The sequence below is a fragment of the Loktanella sp. SALINAS62 genome (assembly GCF_018263905.1).
GTDB lineage: Bacteria > Pseudomonadota > Alphaproteobacteria > Rhodobacterales > Rhodobacteraceae > Loktanella.
The window spans coordinates 107,263-125,983 of sequence record NZ_JAAFZU010000030.1 but is presented as its reverse complement, the minus strand read 5'-3'; the positions used below and the strand labels follow the sequence as shown (position 1 = coordinate 125,983).

Annotated in this window: 18 protein-coding genes, 1 tRNA gene and 1 pseudogene; 11 read left to right on the top strand and 9 right to left on the bottom strand. The window is 60.9% G+C overall.

All coding sequences use genetic code 11. The features are described from left to right. Positions 1 to 48: 48 nt before the first annotated feature. Entirely contained in the window at positions 49 to 702 is a 654-nt protein-coding gene (locus tag GZH79_RS11700; protein ID WP_211643965.1) for a GntR family transcriptional regulator, read from the top strand. Here the strand turns inward: GZH79_RS11700 and GZH79_RS11695 are convergent. Then, entirely contained in the window at positions 656 to 2,557 is a 1,902-nt protein-coding gene (locus GZH79_RS11695) for a glycosyltransferase family 2 protein (RefSeq protein WP_211643964.1), read from the bottom strand. The two genes, GZH79_RS11700 and GZH79_RS11695, sit on opposite strands and share 47 nt — an antisense overlap. 64 nt (positions 2,558 to 2,621) lie before the next feature. After that, positions 2,622 to 3,779, bottom strand: coding sequence for a glutamine-hydrolyzing carbamoyl-phosphate synthase small subunit (gene carA, locus GZH79_RS11690; RefSeq protein WP_211643963.1), 1,158 nt, complete (start codon positions 3,777 to 3,779; stop codon positions 2,622 to 2,624). 146 nt (positions 3,780 to 3,925) lie between these two features. On the opposite strand from carA, the gene GZH79_RS11685 reads away from it, so the two are divergent. After that, positions 3,926 to 4,390 (top strand): GatB/YqeY domain-containing protein, encoded by a 465-nt coding sequence (locus tag GZH79_RS11685; protein ID WP_211643962.1) that lies wholly within the window; start codon positions 3,926 to 3,928, stop codon positions 4,388 to 4,390. Positions 4,391 to 4,468: 78 nt separating this feature from the next. Here GZH79_RS11685 and GZH79_RS11680 read toward each other — a convergent pair whose 3' ends face one another. Further along, a complete protein-coding gene (locus GZH79_RS11680; protein ID WP_211643961.1) occupies positions 4,469 to 4,957 on the bottom strand; it encodes a DUF2244 domain-containing protein in 489 nt (162 codons plus the stop codon). Positions 4,958 to 5,032: 75 nt separating this feature from the next. Between GZH79_RS11680 and GZH79_RS11675 the strand changes: the two genes are divergently transcribed. Next, on the top strand, positions 5,033 to 5,479 hold the full coding sequence (locus GZH79_RS11675) for a GNAT family N-acetyltransferase (RefSeq protein ID WP_211643960.1): 447 nt from the start codon (positions 5,033 to 5,035) through the stop codon (positions 5,477 to 5,479). Between the two features lie 64 nt (positions 5,480 to 5,543). Here GZH79_RS11675 and ctaD read toward each other — a convergent pair whose 3' ends face one another. Continuing rightward, complete coding sequence (gene ctaD, locus GZH79_RS11670; protein WP_211643959.1) at positions 5,544 to 7,217, bottom strand: cytochrome c oxidase subunit I; 1,674 nt, start codon at positions 7,215 to 7,217, stop codon at positions 5,544 to 5,546. A 255-nt stretch (positions 7,218 to 7,472) separates the two neighbouring features. On the opposite strand from ctaD, the gene GZH79_RS11665 reads away from it, so the two are divergent. Further along, a complete protein-coding gene (locus GZH79_RS11665; RefSeq protein ID WP_211643958.1) occupies positions 7,473 to 8,450 on the top strand; it encodes a sodium-dependent bicarbonate transport family permease in 978 nt (325 codons plus the stop codon). Between the two features lies 1 nt (position 8,451). Next, positions 8,452 to 8,760, top strand: a complete 309-nt coding sequence (locus GZH79_RS11660) for a transcriptional regulator (protein WP_211643957.1) — start codon at positions 8,452 to 8,454, stop codon at positions 8,758 to 8,760. A 56-nt stretch (positions 8,761 to 8,816) separates the two neighbouring features. On the opposite strand, the gene lipB is transcribed toward GZH79_RS11660, so the two are convergent. Beyond that, positions 8,817 to 9,530: a lipoyl(octanoyl) transferase LipB gene (lipB, locus tag GZH79_RS11655; RefSeq protein ID WP_283094806.1), complete on the bottom strand. Its 714-nt coding sequence runs from the start codon at positions 9,528 to 9,530 to the stop codon at positions 8,817 to 8,819. A 104-nt stretch (positions 9,531 to 9,634) separates the two neighbouring features. On the opposite strand from lipB, the gene GZH79_RS11650 reads away from it, so the two are divergent. From GZH79_RS11650 to GZH79_RS11625, 6 genes are all read left to right on the top strand, one after another. Continuing rightward, positions 9,635 to 9,721 (top strand) — tRNA-Leu (locus GZH79_RS11650). A gap of 193 nt (positions 9,722 to 9,914) precedes the next feature. Continuing rightward, on the top strand, positions 9,915 to 11,015 hold the full coding sequence (locus GZH79_RS11645; RefSeq protein WP_211643955.1) for an ABC transporter ATP-binding protein: 1,101 nt from the start codon (positions 9,915 to 9,917) through the stop codon (positions 11,013 to 11,015). Between the two features lie 77 nt (positions 11,016 to 11,092). After that, a complete protein-coding gene (locus GZH79_RS11640) occupies positions 11,093 to 12,208 on the top strand; it encodes an extracellular solute-binding protein (protein ID WP_211643954.1) in 1,116 nt (371 codons plus the stop codon). A gap of 117 nt (positions 12,209 to 12,325) precedes the next feature. Continuing rightward, entirely contained in the window at positions 12,326 to 12,613 is a 288-nt protein-coding gene (locus tag GZH79_RS11635) for a DUF1330 domain-containing protein (RefSeq protein WP_211643953.1), read from the top strand. A 4-nt stretch (positions 12,614 to 12,617) separates the two neighbouring features. Next, the gene (locus tag GZH79_RS11630) at positions 12,618 to 14,309 is read left to right on the top strand and encodes an ABC transporter permease (RefSeq protein WP_211643952.1); all 1,692 of its coding nucleotides are present in this window, start codon (positions 12,618 to 12,620) and stop codon (positions 14,307 to 14,309) included. A 4-nt stretch (positions 14,310 to 14,313) separates the two neighbouring features. Further along, a complete protein-coding gene (locus GZH79_RS11625; RefSeq protein WP_211643951.1) occupies positions 14,314 to 15,540 on the top strand; it encodes an ABC transporter permease in 1,227 nt (408 codons plus the stop codon). A 19-nt stretch (positions 15,541 to 15,559) separates the two neighbouring features. Here the strand turns inward: GZH79_RS11625 and GZH79_RS11620 are convergent, their stop codons facing one another. From GZH79_RS11620 to GZH79_RS19045, 4 genes and pseudogenes are all read right to left on the bottom strand, one after another. Then, on the bottom strand, positions 15,560 to 16,489 hold the full coding sequence (locus GZH79_RS11620; RefSeq protein WP_211643950.1) for an AEC family transporter: 930 nt from the start codon (positions 16,487 to 16,489) through the stop codon (positions 15,560 to 15,562). A gap of 66 nt (positions 16,490 to 16,555) precedes the next feature. Next, a complete protein-coding gene (locus GZH79_RS11615) occupies positions 16,556 to 17,347 on the bottom strand; it encodes an MBL fold metallo-hydrolase (RefSeq protein WP_211643949.1) in 792 nt (263 codons plus the stop codon). After that, positions 17,344 to 18,123: a TatD family hydrolase gene (locus tag GZH79_RS11610; RefSeq protein ID WP_211643948.1), complete on the bottom strand. Its 780-nt coding sequence runs from the start codon at positions 18,121 to 18,123 to the stop codon at positions 17,344 to 17,346. The genes GZH79_RS11615 and GZH79_RS11610 overlap by 4 nt, the downstream gene beginning before the upstream one ends. Before the next feature lie 9 nt (positions 18,124 to 18,132). Beyond that, a pseudogene (locus GZH79_RS19045) lies at positions 18,133 to 18,721 on the bottom strand (DNA polymerase III subunit delta'); the annotation flags it as partial.

Sequence of the window (18,721 nt, the reverse complement as noted above, 5' to 3'; positions counted from 1 at the left end):
TTGGCGCAGCCTTGCAAGCCCGATAGGTTGGTCGTCAAAGGAGATCCGATGATAGACCGTGTGACGCCGCAAAAGGATGCCTATGGCCTGATCCTTGAAGCCATCGACAACCATATCTACCGTCCCGGCGATCGTCTGGTCGAAAGCGAGTTGGCGGAACGGTTCGGTGTCAGCCGCACGCCGGTGCGCGAAGCCTTGCAGCGGTTGGAAACCCAAAGCCTGCTGACCCGCGACGGGCGCTCGCTGATCGTGGCGTCGCTGGATCATAATCAGGTCGCAGAGCTTTATACCGTGCGCGCTGAACTTGAAGGTTTGGCCGCACGGCTGGCCGCACGGCACGCGACGCCTGAAGAAGTACAGGTATTGCGCGAAATGCTGGCAGCCGACGCCAAGCTGGTCAACGCGCCAGAAGCGCTCGCCCGCGCCAACCGCCGATTCCATAAACAGATCCATCTGGCGTCGCATAACCGGTTTCTGGTCCAGCAGCTTGACCTTGTGTATCGGTCGATGGCCTTGCTTGCGACCACCTCAATTGCCGCCGAAGGGCGGGGACCTGATACGCTGGGTGAACACGAAACCATTGTTGCAGCGATTGCCGCAGGTGATGGCGCAGCGGCAGATGCGGCACTGCGCGATCATTTGTCGCGCGCCTATGTCACCCGTCTGAAACTGGATGCGGCGCGGGTAGAGGCGGGGGAGTAAGCCGGTCCGTGGGCTGCAAAACGCCATGCGCTGTCTTGTCCCACCAGAACGGTTTCCACGCCAGTTCCAGCAACCCTTTGTAAACCGCCAACGACCCCAGCGGGAAATACCACTGCAACGTCAGCGCCCAACCCCAAAGCCGCAGCTTGCCTGCGCGGTGCAGTCCAATGGCGGCGATGGCCAGATTGACCAGTTCCGCGACAACAAACAGGACCACAAGCGTGGTCCATTGCGGGGGCGTCAGTGCGGCGGTCATCGGATGCGGTAAACCGGCGAGAATCAGCCAGAACGACCAAAGCAGGGGTGCCAGCATGAAATGCGACAGGGTGCCCAGAAACAGCACCTGCACACCCAAAAACCGTTTCAGCCCCAGATCACGCAGCAACTGACGTGGCTTGCGCATGTGGACGGCATAGGTGATCGCATACCCCTTGAGCCAGCGGGATCGCTGTTTGACCCAAGGCCACGCGTGGCCATTCGCTTCCTCTTGGGTAACCGAAGGGATGAAGGCGGTCGTGTATCCCTGCCGTGCCAGTCGCAGGCCCAGATCCGCGTCTTCGGTGACGTTGTGGGCATCCCAGCCGCCCAGTCGTTCCAGAATGTCACGCCGGAAAAACAGGGTTGTGCCGCCCAAAGGCACCACCAGCCCCAGCCGCGCGTATCCCGGCAGGACAACCCTGAACCAACTGGCGTATTCGATGGTAAAGCAGCGTGTCAGCCAGTTTGCAGTGCTGTTGTAGTAATCCAGCACGCCCTGCAGGCAGGCCACATCGGGTGCTGCATTGGCAAAACTGTTGGCCACGATCCGCAACTGATCGGGATCGGGGGCATCTTCGGCGTCGTAGACCCCGATAATGCTGCCGCGCGCAAAGGTCAGCGCGTAATTCAGCGCGCGGGGTTTGGTGCGCAACGTGCCCTTGGGCACCGTGATGGCCCGCATCCAAGTCAGCAGGCGTGTGCATCCCAGCGCATCGCGGGTGGTGTCGTCGTTGTCTTCGATCACCATGCAGACATCGAGCAGGACGCGCGGGTAATCCAGCGATTCAAGACGGGTTATCAGGTGGTCCGCGATGGCCTGTTCGCGGTAAAGCGGGATCAAAAGCGTGATGACGGGCAGGTTGGCATCATCAACCGGTGCGACCCGGCCACCGGGCTGCGGCACCCCATGCCCCGCCAGTGCGGCTGCCATTTTCACGATTGTAGAGATGGCAAGCAGTGCAATAGCCAGCACGCAAAGCACCGTGATCGTCTTGCCGGGGATCAGCGCAAGGCAGGCCAGACAGGCCGCCAGCACCAAAAGCCCGACCCGCAGTGCCAGGGGGGCATTCCAGTCCCGACTGCTATGGGATGCTGGCAGACGGTTTTCGGCGCGCAGCGCCAGCGCCGGGCCGAATCCGGCGATCAATGTGCCGGTGATCTGGTCCGGCGTGGCCAGTGCCATGCGCACCAACCCAAACTGCGCTGTCAGGGCGGATTTGGCATCGGTGAAGGTCTGGATGTTGGGCGCCAGCACGATCACGGCGTCGCCCACGCGACGCCACGGTAGGACACCCGCGGCAAGACAGGCACAGGGATCGAACGCGCGCGCCAGCCGCACATCGGGGCGGTCGACGGTCGGGTCGATCTGGCTGACCCGCAGCAGGGATCGTTCGGCGGCGACAAGCGATTGCTGGGATACATCGTGGCAGCGGTGCAGCACATGCCAAAGCGACAGACCGGTCGCCTGTGCGAACCGTTGTGCGCTACGGGCCTGTTCCGGCTGCAACAGCGCGCCATCGACAAGCGCGCGCGCCAGCGGATCAAGGTCGTCTGCGACGACCGGATCGTCGTGGAATCGGTGTGAAACTATACTCATGGGTCCGCCCAAGCTGCGGCCCAGTTTCGTCAATCAAGCTTAACGAATGCTTAATCGCGCTGTTTCAGGTGGCGGCGACCTTGCGGGCTTCCATCGCGTCGGCAAAGCGTTCGAACAGATAGTAGCTGTCCATCGGGCCGGGGCTGGCTTCGGGATGGTATTGCACGCTGAACACCGGGCGGTCCGCCAGTCGGATCCCGCAGTTCGACCCGTCGAACAGGCTGATGTGGGTTTCCTGAACACCGTCGGGCAATGTCTGGCTGTCGACCGTGAACCCGTGGTTCATGGACGTGATTTCAACCTTGCCGGTTTCGGTGTCTTTGACCGGGTGGTTGGCACCGTGGTGGCCGTGGTTCATCTTGATCGTTTGCGCGCCAAGGGCCAGCGCCAGCATTTGGTGGCCAAGGCAGATACCAAAGACGGGGATATCGCGGTGTTCCAGCACGCCCTTGATCGCGGGGACGGCATAGGCGCCTGTTGCAGCAGGATCGCCCGGCCCGTTGGACAGGAACACGCCATCGGGTTGCAGGGCCAGGATATCTTCTGCCGTGGCGGTGGCCGGCAAAACGGTCACGTCGCAGCCCGCACTGGCCAGACAGCGCAGGATGTTGCGTTTTGCACCGTAATCAATGGCGACGACCTTGTGACGGGGGGCGGTCAGTGGGGCATAACCGTCAGGCCAGGCCCACCGCATTTCATTCCAGCGATAGGATTGGACGCAGGTCACATCCTTGGCCAGATCCAGCCCGACGAGCCCGGCAAAGCCACGGGCAGCGGCCAGTAGCGCCTCGATGTCGAATTTGCCGTCCGGATTATGCGCAAGGGCCACATGCGGCGCGCCCTGCTGGCGGATGGCGCGGGTCAGGCGGCGGGTGTCGACACCGCCCATTCCGATCCGACCGCGTTTCGCAAGCCATGCGTCCAGCGTATCGGTGGTGCGCCAGCTTGACGGTTCCGTTGGGTCCCATTTCACGATCATGCCAGCTGCGACCGGATCACGGGTTTCGTCATCTTCGTCATTGATGCCGGTGTTGCCGATGTGGGGAAAGGTAAAGGTCACGACCTGACCGGCATAGGACGGGTCAGTCATGATTTCCTGATAGCCGGTCATCGCGGTGTTAAAGCACAATTCCGCGGTGGTCTGGCCCGTCGCGCCGAAACCGCGCCCGTAAAACACGGTGCCATCCGCAAGGACAAGGCAAGCTGTCGGGGTGTCGGTCATGGCGTACGTCCTTTGGCAGGGAGATCGGACAAAATTCAGCGTGTCCTAATGGGGGGCTGTGCCGGGGTCAAGGGGCCGGGCCGTGCTTGTGCCGATGTTGCGGCGGGGGTAGAAGAGCCGCGTTTGTAGTCTTGAAGGACAAATGCATGGATGTGCGGCAGCGGCTTTCGGTAGCCTTGAAAGAAGCGATGAAATCAAAGGATGTGGACCGTCTGTCGACGCTGCGTCTGATCAATGCCGCGATCAAGGATCGTGACATCGCGTTGCGCGGCACGGGCGCCGAAGAAGGCGCCACCGCTGGCACCGACGAGGTGCTGGCCATTCTGGGCCGCATGGTCAAGCAGCGGCAGGAAAGCGCGCGCGCCTACGAAGAAGGCGGGCGGCTGGAACTGGCGGCCAAGGAACAGGCCGAGATCAAGGTGATCGGGGATTTTCTGCCGCGTCAGCTGAATACGGCAGAGACCGAGGCGGCCGTTGATGCCGCCATCGTCGAAACAGGTGCGGACAGCATCCGCGACATGGGGCGCGTTATGGCCGTGCTGAAAGAGAAATACATGGGCCAGATGGATTTCGGTCGGGTCGGACCCATGGTGAAATCAAAACTGGGCTAGTGCCGGGCGGGCCCGCCCGCCCCCCCTTTTTCGGGGCTTTGCCCCGGACCCCAGGATATTTTTGGCAAGAAGAAGTTTCTAGCCACGCATGGCGCGTTTGAGTTCATCGTAAAGTGCGAGCCGTTCGGCGGCGTCGAGAAAGGCGCCGATCTCGACCTCTCTGTCGCCGCCGCGCAGGGTGATGTAATTTTCGACGGGCCCGCCCTTTGGATGCAGGTGCACGCTGACCCAATGCCGGTTGGCGTGCCAGTCCCGGCGCGGCGCCCTGGGGTCGTGGCGTGTCAGATGGGCGCTGGTGGTGTCCACGGTCAGTTCTTCGAGCACTTCACCGCGCCGGTAGGTCACGCTGAAGGCGTACCAAAGCCCGGTGAAGGCGATGACAAAAAACGGCAGCAGCCCCCAAAGCACCGCAGACCCGATGACCACAAGCAGCGGCAGCGCGATGATCGCGGCTGTGCCCCCCATGAAGAGCACGAAGTCACGCCGCAGAAGCGACCGGTAAGGCCAGAGCGACAGCGACCACTCGGGCTGTGTCTGGGGCGGGGGAGAGGACCATTCGTAAGGCATGATGATGTTCTAGAGCGACTTGTCCCGGTGACCAATGCGCGGTTTGGTCGCGTGTGAGGTAAAAGGAGAATGGCAATGGATTTCGAGATCCGCCCGCTGGGTCAAAGTGACCGCACGCATTGGGACAGGCTTTATCGCGGTTATGCCGATTTTTACGGTGTGAACCAGACGGATGTGATGCGCGATCGGGTTTGGGGCTGGTTGATGGACCCGGCACACAGCGTGGACGGGTTTGTCGCACATGCAGATGACGGCAATCTGGTTGGGCTGGCGCATGTCAGGCCGTTTGCCCGGCCACTGGCCGCCGCCACAGGATTGTTCATGGATGATCTGTTTGTCGATGCGCCTGCGCGCGGACAGGGGATCGCGGATGCGCTGATTCTGATGCTGGCGGACCGTGCCCGGCGCGACGGTCATTCCGTGCTGCGTTGGATCACGGCAATGGATAATGCCCGTGCCCGCGCCGTGTACGATCGGCATGCGGCGGAAACCGGATTCGCCACATATGATCTGAAACTGTAGCGCCACCAAAGCAAAAGGCCCCGGAGCGATCCGGGGCCTTTGTCTTATCTGTCTGTCCGGCGGACTAGTGGGCCGGTGTCTTGTCCCATTCGCTTTGCTTGGGCAACGTTTCGAACGTGTGCTCTGGCGGCGGGGACGGCAGTGTCCATTCCAGCGTGTCGGCGTATTCGTTCCATGGGTTCGCTTCGGTGCATTTGCGGCCCCAGATCAGCGAATAGAAGATTACGCCGATGAAGAACAGGAACGAGGCGAAGGACAGGAACGCACCCCAGGATGAAACATAGTTCCACGTGGCGAACGCTTCGGGGTAGTCGATGTAACGACGTGGCATACCCTGACGTCCAAGGAAGTGCTGCGGGAAGAAGGTGATGTTCGCACCGATGAACATCGTCCAGAAGTGCAGCTTGCCCGCCCATTCAGGATACATCTTGCCGGACATTTTCGGGAAGTAGAAATAGATCCCCGCAAAGATACCGAACACAGCGCCCAGCGACATCACATAGTGGAAGTGGGCCACGACGTAATAGGTGTCGTGATAAACCCGGTCCACGCCAGCCTGGCTGAGGACGATGCCGGTGACACCGCCGACGGTGAACAGGAACAAAAAGCCCAGCGCCCAGAGCATCGGCGTTTTGAATTCCACCGAACCACCCCACATGGTCGCGATCCACGAGAAGATCTTGACCCCTGTGGGCACGGCAATGACCATCGTCGCCATCATGAAATAGGACTGCTGCGTCAGCGACATGCCCACCGTGTACATATGGTGCGCCCAGACGACGAAGCCCAGAACACCGATAGCGACCATCGCGTAGACCATCGGGAGGTAGCCAAAGATCGGCTTGCGCGAGAAGGTCGAGATGATGTGGCTGATGATACCGAACGCAGGGATGATGATGATGTACACTTCGGGGTGACCGAAGAACCACAGGATGTGCTGGTACAGGACCGGATCACCGCCACCGCCGGGCTGGAAGAATGTTGTGCCGAAGTTGCGGTCCATCAAAAGCATCGTGATCGCACCCGCAAGAACAGGCAGTGCCAGCAGGATCAGCCATGCCGTCACAAAGATCGACCATGCGAACAATGGCACCTTGTGCAGGGTCATGCCCGGTGCGCGCATGTTCAGAAACGTGGTGATGATGTTGATCGCGCCCAGGATCGACGACGCGCCAGACACGTGCACGGCAAAGATGGCCAGATCCATCGAGAACCCGCCTTCGGAGGTCGACAGCGGCGGATACATGACCCAGCCGACGCCGGACCCAAGCTGGCCGTTGCCGCCCGGTGCCAGCATGGATGCGACACCCAATGCGCTACCGGCAACGAACAGCCAGTAGGACAGGTTGTTCATCCGGGGGAATGCCATGTCCGGGGCACCGATTTGCAGCGGCATGAAGTAGTTGCCAAAGCCGCCGAACAGCGCCGGGATCACGACGAAGAACATCATCAGGATGCCGTGGTATGTGATCAGAACGTTCCACAGGTGTCCGTTGGGCGTACAGGTCGACGCCGCGTCTGCGAACAGGCGCGCACCTTCCATACACATGTGCTGGACACCGGGTTGCATCAGTTCGATCCGCATGAACACGGTGAAGGCTACGGAAATGAAGCCGACAAGACCTGCCGTGAAGAGATACAAGATCCCGATATCTTTGTGGTTGGTGGACATGAACCACCGGGTGAAAAATCCCCGGTTGTCTTCGTGGTCATGGCCTTGGATGGCGGCATCTGCCATGTGGCTCTCCTCGATTGGCTACAGGTCCGCGGGGGAGCACGAGTCGTAACACGTTCCGCGGGTTGGTCTGGTTCTAGTGGCTTGGGCCGGAAGGGGCAATCGTCAATGGGCCGCTTGGGCTGGGTTAAATTGGCGCAGTGCGGCTTTGGATGTCATCAAAGCCGGGGTGCGTGGCACCAATTTCCTGATCCTGTTTGCAACCGCTTGTAGTCAGGGTGCGGTTTTGCCATTTTCGCCGCAGCCCGGGGAGTGACGATGAACGAAATCTTGATGCTGGCAGGGACGAATCTGATCTCTCCGATCATCTTGTCTTTTGCACTGGGATTGGCCGCCGCATTGGCCCGATCCGATTTGTCGATCCCCGAAGCGGTGGCCAAAGGGCTTTCGATATATCTTTTGTTCGCGATTGGGTTCAAGGGCGGTGCATCCGTCGCGGCACATGGTGTGGACGCGACGCTGCTTCTGGCCGTGGGCGCGGGGATCGTGCTGTCGTTCGGATTGCCGTTCATCGCCTTTGCCTTGTTGCGGGTGATGACGGGGCTGACCACACTGGATGCGGCAGCGGTCGCCGCACATTACGGGTCCATTTCCATTGTGACATTCGTGGCGGCCACATCGGTGCTGGAAGGCCGGGGCATCGACGCCGAAGGCTATATGGTGGCCGTCGCCGCCGCGATGGAGGCGCCTGCCATCCTGTCGGCGCTGTGGCTTGTGGCACGTTCCGGCACCGCAGGCCGGATGGAACCGGGGTTGATGCGTGAAATCCTGTTGAACGGATCAATCGTGTTGCTGGTCGGCAGTTTCATCATCGGTATGGTGACAGGGGAAAAGGGGCTGGCAGAGATTTCTCCGTTTATCGTGGCGCCGTTCAAGGGGGTGCTGTGCCTGTTCCTGCTGGACATGGGGCTGGTTGCCGGACGCGGGCTGCGGCAGTCGCGCGGGGTGCTGGGGCTGGGTGCCGTAAGCTTTGGCATCGCCATGCCGCTGGTCGGGTCGTTGATCGGGCTGGGGCTGGGTTTTGTCATCGGGCTTTCGACGGGGGGCGTGGTGCTTTTGATGGTGCTGGCGGCGTCGGCGTCTTATATTGCGGTGCCAGCCGCCATGCGCGTCGCCTTGCCAGAGGCAAACCCGGCCGTTTATCTGACCTTGTCGCTGGGGGTGACGTTTCCGTTCAACCTGACGCTGGGCATTCCGTTATATGTGGCGCTGGCCACCCGACTGACCGGAGGCTGACTTGCAGACACATCAGGCAAAACGGATCGAGATCGTCATCGAAAAGCCGATGGAAAGCCGCCTGACAAAGGCGCTGACCGACGCGGGCGTGACAGGATATACCGTCGTGCCCGTACGCGGCGGGTCCGGGCGGTCGGGACAATGGACGCGCGAAGGCCAGATCGGCCGCGCGGGCATGGTCATGGTGGTCTGCCTGATCCGGCCGGACCGGCTGGAAACATTGCTGGACGCGGCGTTTGCTGTGGTCGAACGCCATATCGGTGTGGTGTCCGTGACCGATGCGATGGTGCTGCGGGCGGAACGGTTCTAGCCCAGATCACCGGCAACAAGACATTTCCGCAAACGCCACCGCTGCGGTCGGATGCATCACGCGCCCGCGTGCGCTGCGGGTATGTCTGCAAAGATCTGGCCAAACGTTTCTTTCAGCGCGACATCGACGTCTGACAGCGTGACGGGCAGGCCCAGATCGACCAGCGATGTGACGCCGTGGTCGCTGATTCCACAGGGCACGATTCCGCTGAAATGTGACAGATCGGGTTCCACATTGATCGACAGGCCGTGGAACGACACCCATTTGCGCAGACGTATGCCAAGTGCTGCGATCTTGTCCTCTGCCAGGGTTCCATCGGCGCCTGACGGCTGATCCGGGCGCTGGACCCAGACGCCGACACGCCCGGGCCGCCGTTCGCCTTTGACGTTGAATGTGGCCAGGGTGGCGATGATCCAGGCTTCTAGATCGGCCACGAAAACCCGGACGTCGCGGCCCCGGCGCGACACATCCAGCATCACATAGGCCACACGCTGCCCCGGCCCGTGATAGGTGTACTGGCCACCCCGGCGCGCCTGAAACACGTCGAACCGGTCGGGGTCGGTCAGATCGGCGGGGTTGGCGGACGTGCCGGCGGTATAAAGTGGCGGGTGTTCCAGCAGCCAGATGCATTCGTCCGCAGTGCCGGATGCGATGGCATCGGCGCGCGCTTCCATAAAGGCCAGCGCCTCTGGATAGGGGACCAGCGCGTCGCTGGTGATCCATTCGACCATCGGAGTCTCCTTTGCGGAACGTCCGTCGCAGATAACCATTGCGCGTCGCACTGCCAAGTCGTGTGCTTTTGCGATCCAGCGACACGATTTGATCTTGATGGGTGATGTTGCATTCGCTATGGCGCGCACATCCCACGGTGTTTGCGGTCGTGGCGGAATTGGTAGACGCGCAGCGTTGAGGTCGCTGTTCTTTAACCGGAGTGGGGGTTCGAGTCCCCCCGACCGCACCACGGGACTTCAGGACATTTCACCGAAAACGCAAAATCTGCAGGCGTTTGTTCCGTCAAATGTTAAGATAAAAGCGATTACGCCTGAAAAACAAGGCTTTGATCCGGTTCTCGTAAATCTGGTTGCATCTTCTTGGCAGGGTCGCTTTAGTCTACGGCCAAGAGTGCGGGACAACCCGCCGAATGGATCAGGGAGATGCCAGTGGCCAATGACGCAAGCGCGTTCGTGGAATTTGACCGCGTTCAAAAAAGCTATGATGGCGAACAGCTCGTCGTCAAAGATTTGAACCTTTCGATGCCAAAAGGCGAGTTCCTGACGATGCTCGGACCATCGGGTTCCGGCAAGACGACGTGCCTGATGATGCTGGCCGGGTTTGAGACAGCGACCCACGGAGACATCCGTCTGGACGGCAAACCGATCAACGACATTCCGCCACATAAGCGCGGCATCGGCATGGTGTTCCAGAACTATGCCCTGTTCCCGCATATGACAGTTGCCGAAAACCTCGCGTTTCCGTTGCAGGTCCGCAAGATGGATCGCAACACGCAAGAGGAAAAGGTGAAACGCGCGCTGGGCAGGGTCCAGATGAACGATTTCGCCGGGCGGCGCCCCGCGCAGCTTTCGGGGGGACAGCAGCAGCGGATCGCATTGGCCCGCGCACTGGTGTTCGAACCGGAACTGGTTTTGATGGACGAACCGCTGGGCGCACTGGACAAGCAGCTTCGCGAAACGCTGCAGTTCGAGATCACGAACCTTGCACACGAGCTGGGCATCACCGTTGTTTACGTGACCCACGACCAGACCGAAGCGCTGACCATGTCGGACCGGGTTGCGGTGTTTGAAAACGGACGCATCCAGCAGCTTGCCGCGCCGGACGAATTGTACGAAGAGCCGCAAAACAGCTTCGTCGCGCAATTTATCGGCGAAAACAACACGCTGGAAGGCGTCGTTGCCGAAATCACAGATACCACCTGTGTCGTGAAGCTGGATAGCGGCGAAGTCATCGACGCCGTGCCGGTCAACGTCAACAAGGTCGGCGACCGCACCAAGGTTTCGATCCGCCCTGAACGGGTCGAAGTCGACACCAAAAAGCTGGGGCCGAACGCCCATACGCTGAAAGCCGAAGTGCTTGAATTCGTCTACATGGGTGACATTTTCCGCACCCGCCTGCGCGTTGCAGGCAATACGGATTTTGTCATCAAGACACGAAATTCCCCCGATCAGACAAAACTGACGCCGGGGACGACCATCGATATCGGGTGGCTGCCGCGCGACTGTCGCGCACTGGACGCCTGATTTCGACGCGCCAGAACGGTAACGCGCCCGGCGGAACCGTTCGCAACATCAATCCGGGCAACCAATAGGAGAATTACATGACCATTAAGACTACTCTTGCAGCTTCGACTGCTCTGGTCGTCGCCGGTTCTGCCGCTTTTGCCGAAGCGCATATGGCGAACGACATGACACTTGTCAGCTGGGGCGGCGCCTATCAGGCAAGCCAGGACAATGCCTATCTTCAGCCTTACCTTGAAATGAACCCCGACGTGTCCGCAGTGTGGGACGAATCCTCTGCCGAGGCTGTCGCAAAACTGCGTGCCATGAACGAAGCCGGCAACATCACTTGGGATGTTGTTGACGTTGTGGCATCCGACGCCATCCGTCTGTGCGACGAAGGTCTGGCGATGGAAATCGACCACGACGAAATGCTGGCCGACGGCGATGACGGTTCAACCGCAACCGAAGACTTTGGCGACCTGCTGGTCAGCGACTGCTTTATCCCGCAGATCGTTTATTCGACCACCGTTGGCTACCGTACGGACGTCGCGGAATGGAACGGCAACACGCCCGAAGACATCTGCGCCATTTTCGATCTGGAAACATTCCCCGGCCAGCGTTCGCTGGAAAAGCGCCCCATCGGCAACGTGGAATGGGCCCTGCTGTGCGACGGTGTCGCCAAGGCCGATATCTATGACGTGCTGGAAACCGACGAAGGTCAGGCACAGGCATTCGCCAAGCTGGACACCATCAAGGACAATGTGACCTGGTGGTCCGCTGGTGCCGACACGCCGCAGCTGCTGGCCGACGGTGAAGTCGTCATCGGTTCGACCTACAACGGTCGTCTGTTCAGCCTGATCGTGGAACAGGATCAGCCGGTCGAAATGCTGTGGGACGCACAGATGTTCGATCTGGATGGCTGGATCATCCCTACCGGCCTGAGCGAAGAGCGTGAAGCCCGCGCGATGGACTTCATCCGCTTTGCAACCGACACGCAGCGTCTGGCCGATCAGGCGAAATACATCGCCTATGGCCCGGCACGTGCGTCTTCTGCACCGCTGGTCAGCACCCACGCAGAACTGGGTATCGAGATGGCGCCGCACATGCCGACCGATCCTGCCAACGCGGAAAACACGTTCCTCTACAACTACGAGTGGTGGGCCGATTACCGCGATGACCTGGACGCCAAGTTCCAGGCCTGGCTGGCACAATAAGCGATTGATCGGGCGGGATTTCCCGCCCGACCGACAGGGTGGGGCGGGATACGTCCCGCCCTGCGCCTGAAACCCGAAGGACGGGACGTATCCCGCCATCCGTGCAAGGTTTACGACATGCCCAAAGGTTATATCATCGGCCATATCAAGGTAACCGATCCAGACGGATACCCGGAATACGTCGCCCGCGACACACCGATCCTGCAAGCGCATGGCGCGCGGTTCATCGTGCGGGGCGGACGGTCCGAAACACCCGAAGGGGTCGAAATGGGCCGTCATGTCGTGATCGAGTTCGACAGCTATGAGGCCGCAAAAGCCGCCTATGACGACCCCGATTATCAAGAGGTCGCAGACATTCGCCGCCGCTGTGCGGACAGTACAATTATTCTTGTGGAAGGGACGTAAGCCCATGAGCAACGCCACCACCGGACCCGACAACCTGACGGGCGTGACGCCTGATACCGGTCTGAAAATCGGGCAGTCCGACGAATCCGGCCCGATGCTAGCCGCCGACGGGACGCCGCTGAAGAAATCCCTGAACCGGGCCTTGCGCAAACAGAAAATCCGCGCGCTGGCGCTGATTGCGCCGCTGCTGATCTTTATCCTTGCGACCTTTATCTATCCGATTGGCGAAATGCTCTTCCGGTCGGTGGAAAACCAGATTGTCGGTGAAGTGTTACCGCGCACCGTCCGCGTGCTGGCCGATTGGGAAAGCGAAAACGACCCTGTTCCCGGTGACGCCGTCTTTTCCGCGCTGACCAAGGACATGATGGTCGCGGTCGAAGAAAAGAACCACACCCGGCTGGGATCGCGCCTGAACTATGAAGTATCGGGCGTGTCGTCGCTGTTCCGGAAATCGGGCCGCAGCGTGGATGATTTCGGCGAGGTTTATACCGACCAGTTCATCGCACTTGACCCCGCATGGGAAGACCCGCTGACATTCGTGTCGATCTTTGCCGACGAGGCCTGGGTCGAGGCAGACGCCGCCTATGACGGTGAAGGCCGCCGTCCGCGGTTCCTGCTGCGCGACGGGGTAGGCGAGGTGCTGCCGCAGACCGCCAGCATGTACCGTGATTTCGCCCGCGTGGTGCAAACCGAAGACGAAGACAGCCCGACCGAAGAAGATGTGTGGAATTCCGTCTATCTGGCACTGTACGAAGACCTGAGCGTGCAGCCAGATATCCCTGCGGGCCTGCCGCAGGCCGAAATGCTGGCCACGGCCCGCGGTGCGGTCGCTGATTTTGAAACTGCAGACCTGCGCGCGGCGTTTGTCGACGTCGACGAGGGGTGGGAAGAGACCCGTGTCTGGCAGACGATCCAGCAGTATTCTGCCCCCTATACCACCGGCTATTTCCTGAATTCGGTCGATCTGCAAAAAACGCCCGACGGTGTCGACTGGCGGCCCGAAAACGAACAGATCTATGTGACCCTGTTCATACGGACGATGATCATGTCGACGATCATTACCGTCAGCTGCATCCTGCTTGGCTACCCGGTGGCATGGCTGCTGGCGAACCTGCCTGCATCCAAGGCGAACCTGCTGATGATCCTTGTCCTGCTGCCATTCTGGACATCCTTGCTGGTGCGAACTTCGGCGTGGAAGGCACTTTTGCAGAACCAGGGGGTCATAAACGATCTGGCGGTCTGGATCGGTATCGTTGCTGACGATAACAGGCTGGCATTGATCAACAATGCGACCGGCACGGTGATCGCCATGACGCATATCCTGCTGCCGTTCATGATCCTGCCGCTGTATTCGGTGATGAAAACCATCCCGCCCAGCTATCTGCGGGCCGCCAAATCGCTGGGGGCCACCAATGTGACCGCGTTCCGCCGGGTCTATTTCCCGCAGTCGGTGCCGGGCATCGGTGCGGGCTCGATCCTCGTTTTCATCCTGTCGATCGGCTACTACATCACGCCGGAAATCGTGGGCGGGACAAAGGGTGTCTTTATTTCCAACCGGATCGCCTATCACATCTCGACCTCGCTGAACTGGGGCCTTGCGGCCGCACTGGGGTCGATCCTGCTGGCGGTCGTGTTGCTGCTGTACTGGTGCTACGACCGGATCGTCGGCATCGATAACGTCAAACTGGGGGGCTAAGGTCATGGCCATCGCATTCAATCCGACTGCCGCAAAGCCGCTGCGCCCCTTTGCCAGTTTTTCGCTGCCGCTGATGATCGCGTTCGGCGCGATCCTGGGGGGGGCGCTGCTGCAGACCTGGGACATGGGACCGGGTCTGGGCATGATCACGGGGGCCGTCCTGGCGGCGTTGCTGGGTTATGCGCTGTCACACCATCTGCCCCGCAAAACCGGTCGGTTGGTGTCACTGGGGCTGGTCGGCGTGCTGGGGTTCATTCTGGGCGGTCCGCTGGGCGGTCTGGTGGGCCTGATCATCGGCGCACTGCTGGGCTGGGCTGCCTATTGGCTGACCACGGGTGATTATCGGCGCGGTGTGCCGGTCTATTCGACCTCTGGCCAGACGTTGTGGCACAACGCGTTCAAGTTCATCTGCGGTTTCATCTTCTTTTTCCTGATCGCGCCGATCCTGATCGTGATTCCACTGTCGTTTAACGCCGAAAACTTCTTTACGTTCACCCCCGGGATGCTGGCGCTGGACCCCGATGCCTATAGCGTGAAGCATTATCAGGACTTCTTTACCAATCCAAACTGGCTGCAGCCGCTGAAGAACTCTTTGATCATCGCGCCGATTGCGACGATTATTTCGGTGTCGCTTGGTACGCTGGCTGCGATTGGCCTGTCGCAATCCCACGTCCCGTTCCGGCGCGGGATCATGGCCATCCTGATTTCACCGATGATCGTGCCGCTGATTATTTCCGCGACGGGCATGTTCTTTTTCTACAGCCAACTTGGCCTGTGGATGGAGCAATATCTGGGCATGTCAAAGGATCTGACCGGCTATATCAAGGTCATTCTGGCGCATGCCGCGCTGGGTATTCCGTTCGTCATCATTACGGTCACGGCGACGCTTGTCGGCTTTGACCGGTCGTTGACGCGGGCGGCTGCAAACATGGGCGCTGGACCGGCCAAGACATTCTTTAAGGTACAGATGCCGCTGATCCTGCCCGGTGTGATTTCGGGCGGATTGTTCGCCTTTATCACGTCATTCGACGAAGTGGTCGTGGTCCTGTTTGTGGGTGCTGCTGCGCAAAAGACGCTGCCGTGGCAGATGTTTACGGGCTTGCGCGAACAGATCAGCCCGACGATCCTGGCGGTTGCGACCGTACTTGTATTCGTGTCGATCTGCCTGCTGACAACGGTCGAACTGCTGCGCCGTCGGTCCGAACGCCTGCGGGGTATGTCGCCGGGGTGATATCTAAAAATCTGCTGCCTTAGGGCAGCAGATACAGCCAGCCCCAGACTGTCAGCACGCTGCCACCCGTGGCAATCAGCACGGATGATGCGGCGACCCGGCGCGCGCGGCCGTACATATTGGCAAAAACATAGGCATTGACCCCCGGTGCCATGGCAGCGGTCACCACGGCAGAGCGGAATTCGTCCACATTAAGCCCAGTGTTCCGGCCCAGCGTCCAGACGATCAGCGGGTGCAGTCCAAGGCTGATGGCGCAGACGAACAGGATCGCGCGCATGTCGCCTTCTGGCCGGTAACGGTAAAGCACCCCGCCCAGCCCGAAAAGCGCGGCAGGCAGGGCGGCGCGCACCATCAGGTCCACTGCATCCGACAGCACCAGCGGCAGTGACAGGCCGGTCAGGTTCAGCAGCAGGCCCAGCGTGATCCCGATGATCAATCCGTTGTGGAACATGGCGTTCAGCACTTTCCACGGCAAATGCCGCCGGGACCCACCCTGATTGCGCACGATTTCCATCGCGGTGATCCCAAGAAAATAGCCAAACGGGGCATGCAACGCGATGATCGCGAAATTGCCAGCCAGTGCGTCGGTGCCGTATGCGCGTTCCGTAATCGGCACGCCCAGCAGCAAGGTGTTGGAAAACAACGCGCAAAACCCGATGGCGATTGCGTCTTCCCAGTCGCGTTTGAACAGGAACCGACCGCCCAATGTTCCGACGACAAAGCAGATGAACGCGCCCGCATAAAAGCTGCCCAGCAGGGCGACGCTGAAATTCTGCGACAGGTCCAGATTCGACATGGCGCGAAACAGCAGGCAGGGCAGGGCAAAGGTCTGGGTAAACCGCATCAGCCCGTCGACGCCCGCATCGCTGAACACGCCGCGCCAGACGGCGACGTATCCGAACCCGATGACCAGAAAAACGGGAAGGATGACCTCGATCAGCGCGGACATGACAGGCGGACTTTCTGGTTTGGAGAGGCTTTTGCAGCGGCGGGCAAAGGCGGTCGGTCAGGGGGACTAGGGGCGTGTAAAGCTAAGCCCGTCATAGGCTGGGCGGATGTCGTCGGGTGTTTCGGCATCCAGCGTCGCGTAATCCAGATCGACGTGCATGTTGGTGATGACCGCATTCTTTGGCCGCGCGCGTGCGATCCAGTCCAGCGTCTGGGACAGATGGCTGTGGCTGGGATGCGGGTCGCGGCGCAGGGCATCGACAATCCACGTGTGCAGGCCGTCCAGTTCCGGCCAGACGGGTTCGGGAATGCCCGACACGTCAGGCAGGTAAGCCACATCCGCGATCCGGAACCCCAATGCCGGGATCATTCCGTGATCGACCTGAAACGGTGTCAGGATGATCCTGCCACCGGGTCCGTCGACATGCACATCACCCCTGATCCGGCGCAGATCAAGGATCGGCGGATAGGCGGACCCCGGCGGCGTCTCGAATGCGTAGCCGAACCGTTCAATCAAAGCCTCTGACGTTGGTTCATCCGCCCAGACATCCAGTCGTTTACGCATGTTGAAGACGATCATGCGCAGATCGTCGATACCGTGGACATGATCGGCGTGCGGGTGAGTATAGACAACCGCATCCAGCCGACCGATCCCGGCGTCCAGCAGCTGGCTGCGCATGTCGGGCGAGGTGTCGATCAGCACGGTTGTCGTGCCGTCGGGGCCGTCGCGTTGCACCAGCAACGAACAGCGGCGGCGGCGGTTTTTCGGGTTGTCCGGGTCGCAATCGCCCCAGTGCCCACCCAGACGCGGCACGCCGCCGGATGACCCGCAGCCAAGAATGGTGAAACGCAAACTCACGCGGCTTTCCAGAACAGACGGTCGAAATTGGCGGACGTGCGGGCGGCGAATGCGTCGTCGGACAGGCCGAACACCTGTGCCCCGACGCGGGCGGTATGCGCGGTATAGGCGGGTTCGTTGGTCCGGCCCCGATAGGGTGGTGGCGCCAGATAGGGGCTGTCGGTTTCGACCAGAATCCGGTCCAGCGGCGCATCGGCAAAAATCGCGCGCAGCTCTTTGGATTTGGGAAAGGCCGCGATGCCCGACATCGACAGGTAGAAACCCAATGCCAGTGCCGCCTCTGCCAGCGCGCGCGAGGATGAAAAGCAATGCATCACGCATGTGAACGCGCCAGCGGCGTGTTCTTCGGTCAGGATGCGGGCCATGTCGTCGTCTGCGTCGCGCGCGTGAATGATCAGCGGCAGCTTTGTCGCGCGGGCGGCAGCGATATGGACGCGCAGCGATTCCTGCTGGGCCGCTTTGCTGTCGGCGGTGTAGTGATAATCCAGCCCGGTTTCGCCGATGCCGACGAATTTCGGGTGTGCCGCCAGTGCGATCAGGTCATCGACACTGGCCATGGGGGCGTCGGCTACGCTCATCGGGTGGGTGCCTGCGGCCCAAAAGACTGGACCATGCGCATCCGCGATGGCCGCGACACGGTCGGCATTGGCCAGTTTGGTGCAGATCGTGACCATCCGCGTCACGCCTGCGTCAACGGCGCGCTGGACCACGTCCGCACGGCAATCGTCGAAATCGGGAAAATCCAGATGGCAGTGGCTATCGACAAGGTGGGTCATGGGTGGCCTTTAGGGGCTGGCGTCGGTCTGGGCCGTACGTTCTATGCTTAGGATCATATCCAGCACGAGAGCGGCGGGGTCAAGGTTGACCGCCTTGCCGTGACGGGCGCGCGCACCTGCGGATTGCGACAGGGCGGCCCATGCGCGGGCGGCGCGGTCGTGCGGGCTGATGCGGGTCAAAAGACGCGCCTCGTGCGGTGCGCCCTGTATGGCGGGTTCACCGACCAGCCCCGCACGGGCGGCGCGCGACAAGAACAAATCAAACAGGTCCAGCACCAGTGCAAAACGGTTGGCGTTGGGTTTGCCTGCGCAGCTTTCGGCAAGTTTTAGTGCGGCAGGGCGGTCGATATGCGGCAGGCCGTCCAGCAACTGGACGATCTGGGCATAAAGCGTCAGACCGTCCTGCGTCAGCAGGCGCACGGCGTCGCCCGCCGATCCACCCGACAGCGCCTGCAATGCCTGCGACTGGTCGCCCGACAGGCCAGACTGGTCGAGCACGGCGCCCAGATCACCGGCCGACAATGGCGCACAGCGCAGCACCCGGCAACGCGACCTGATGGTCGGCAGCAAGCGGGACGGTTGATGCGCGATCAGCAAA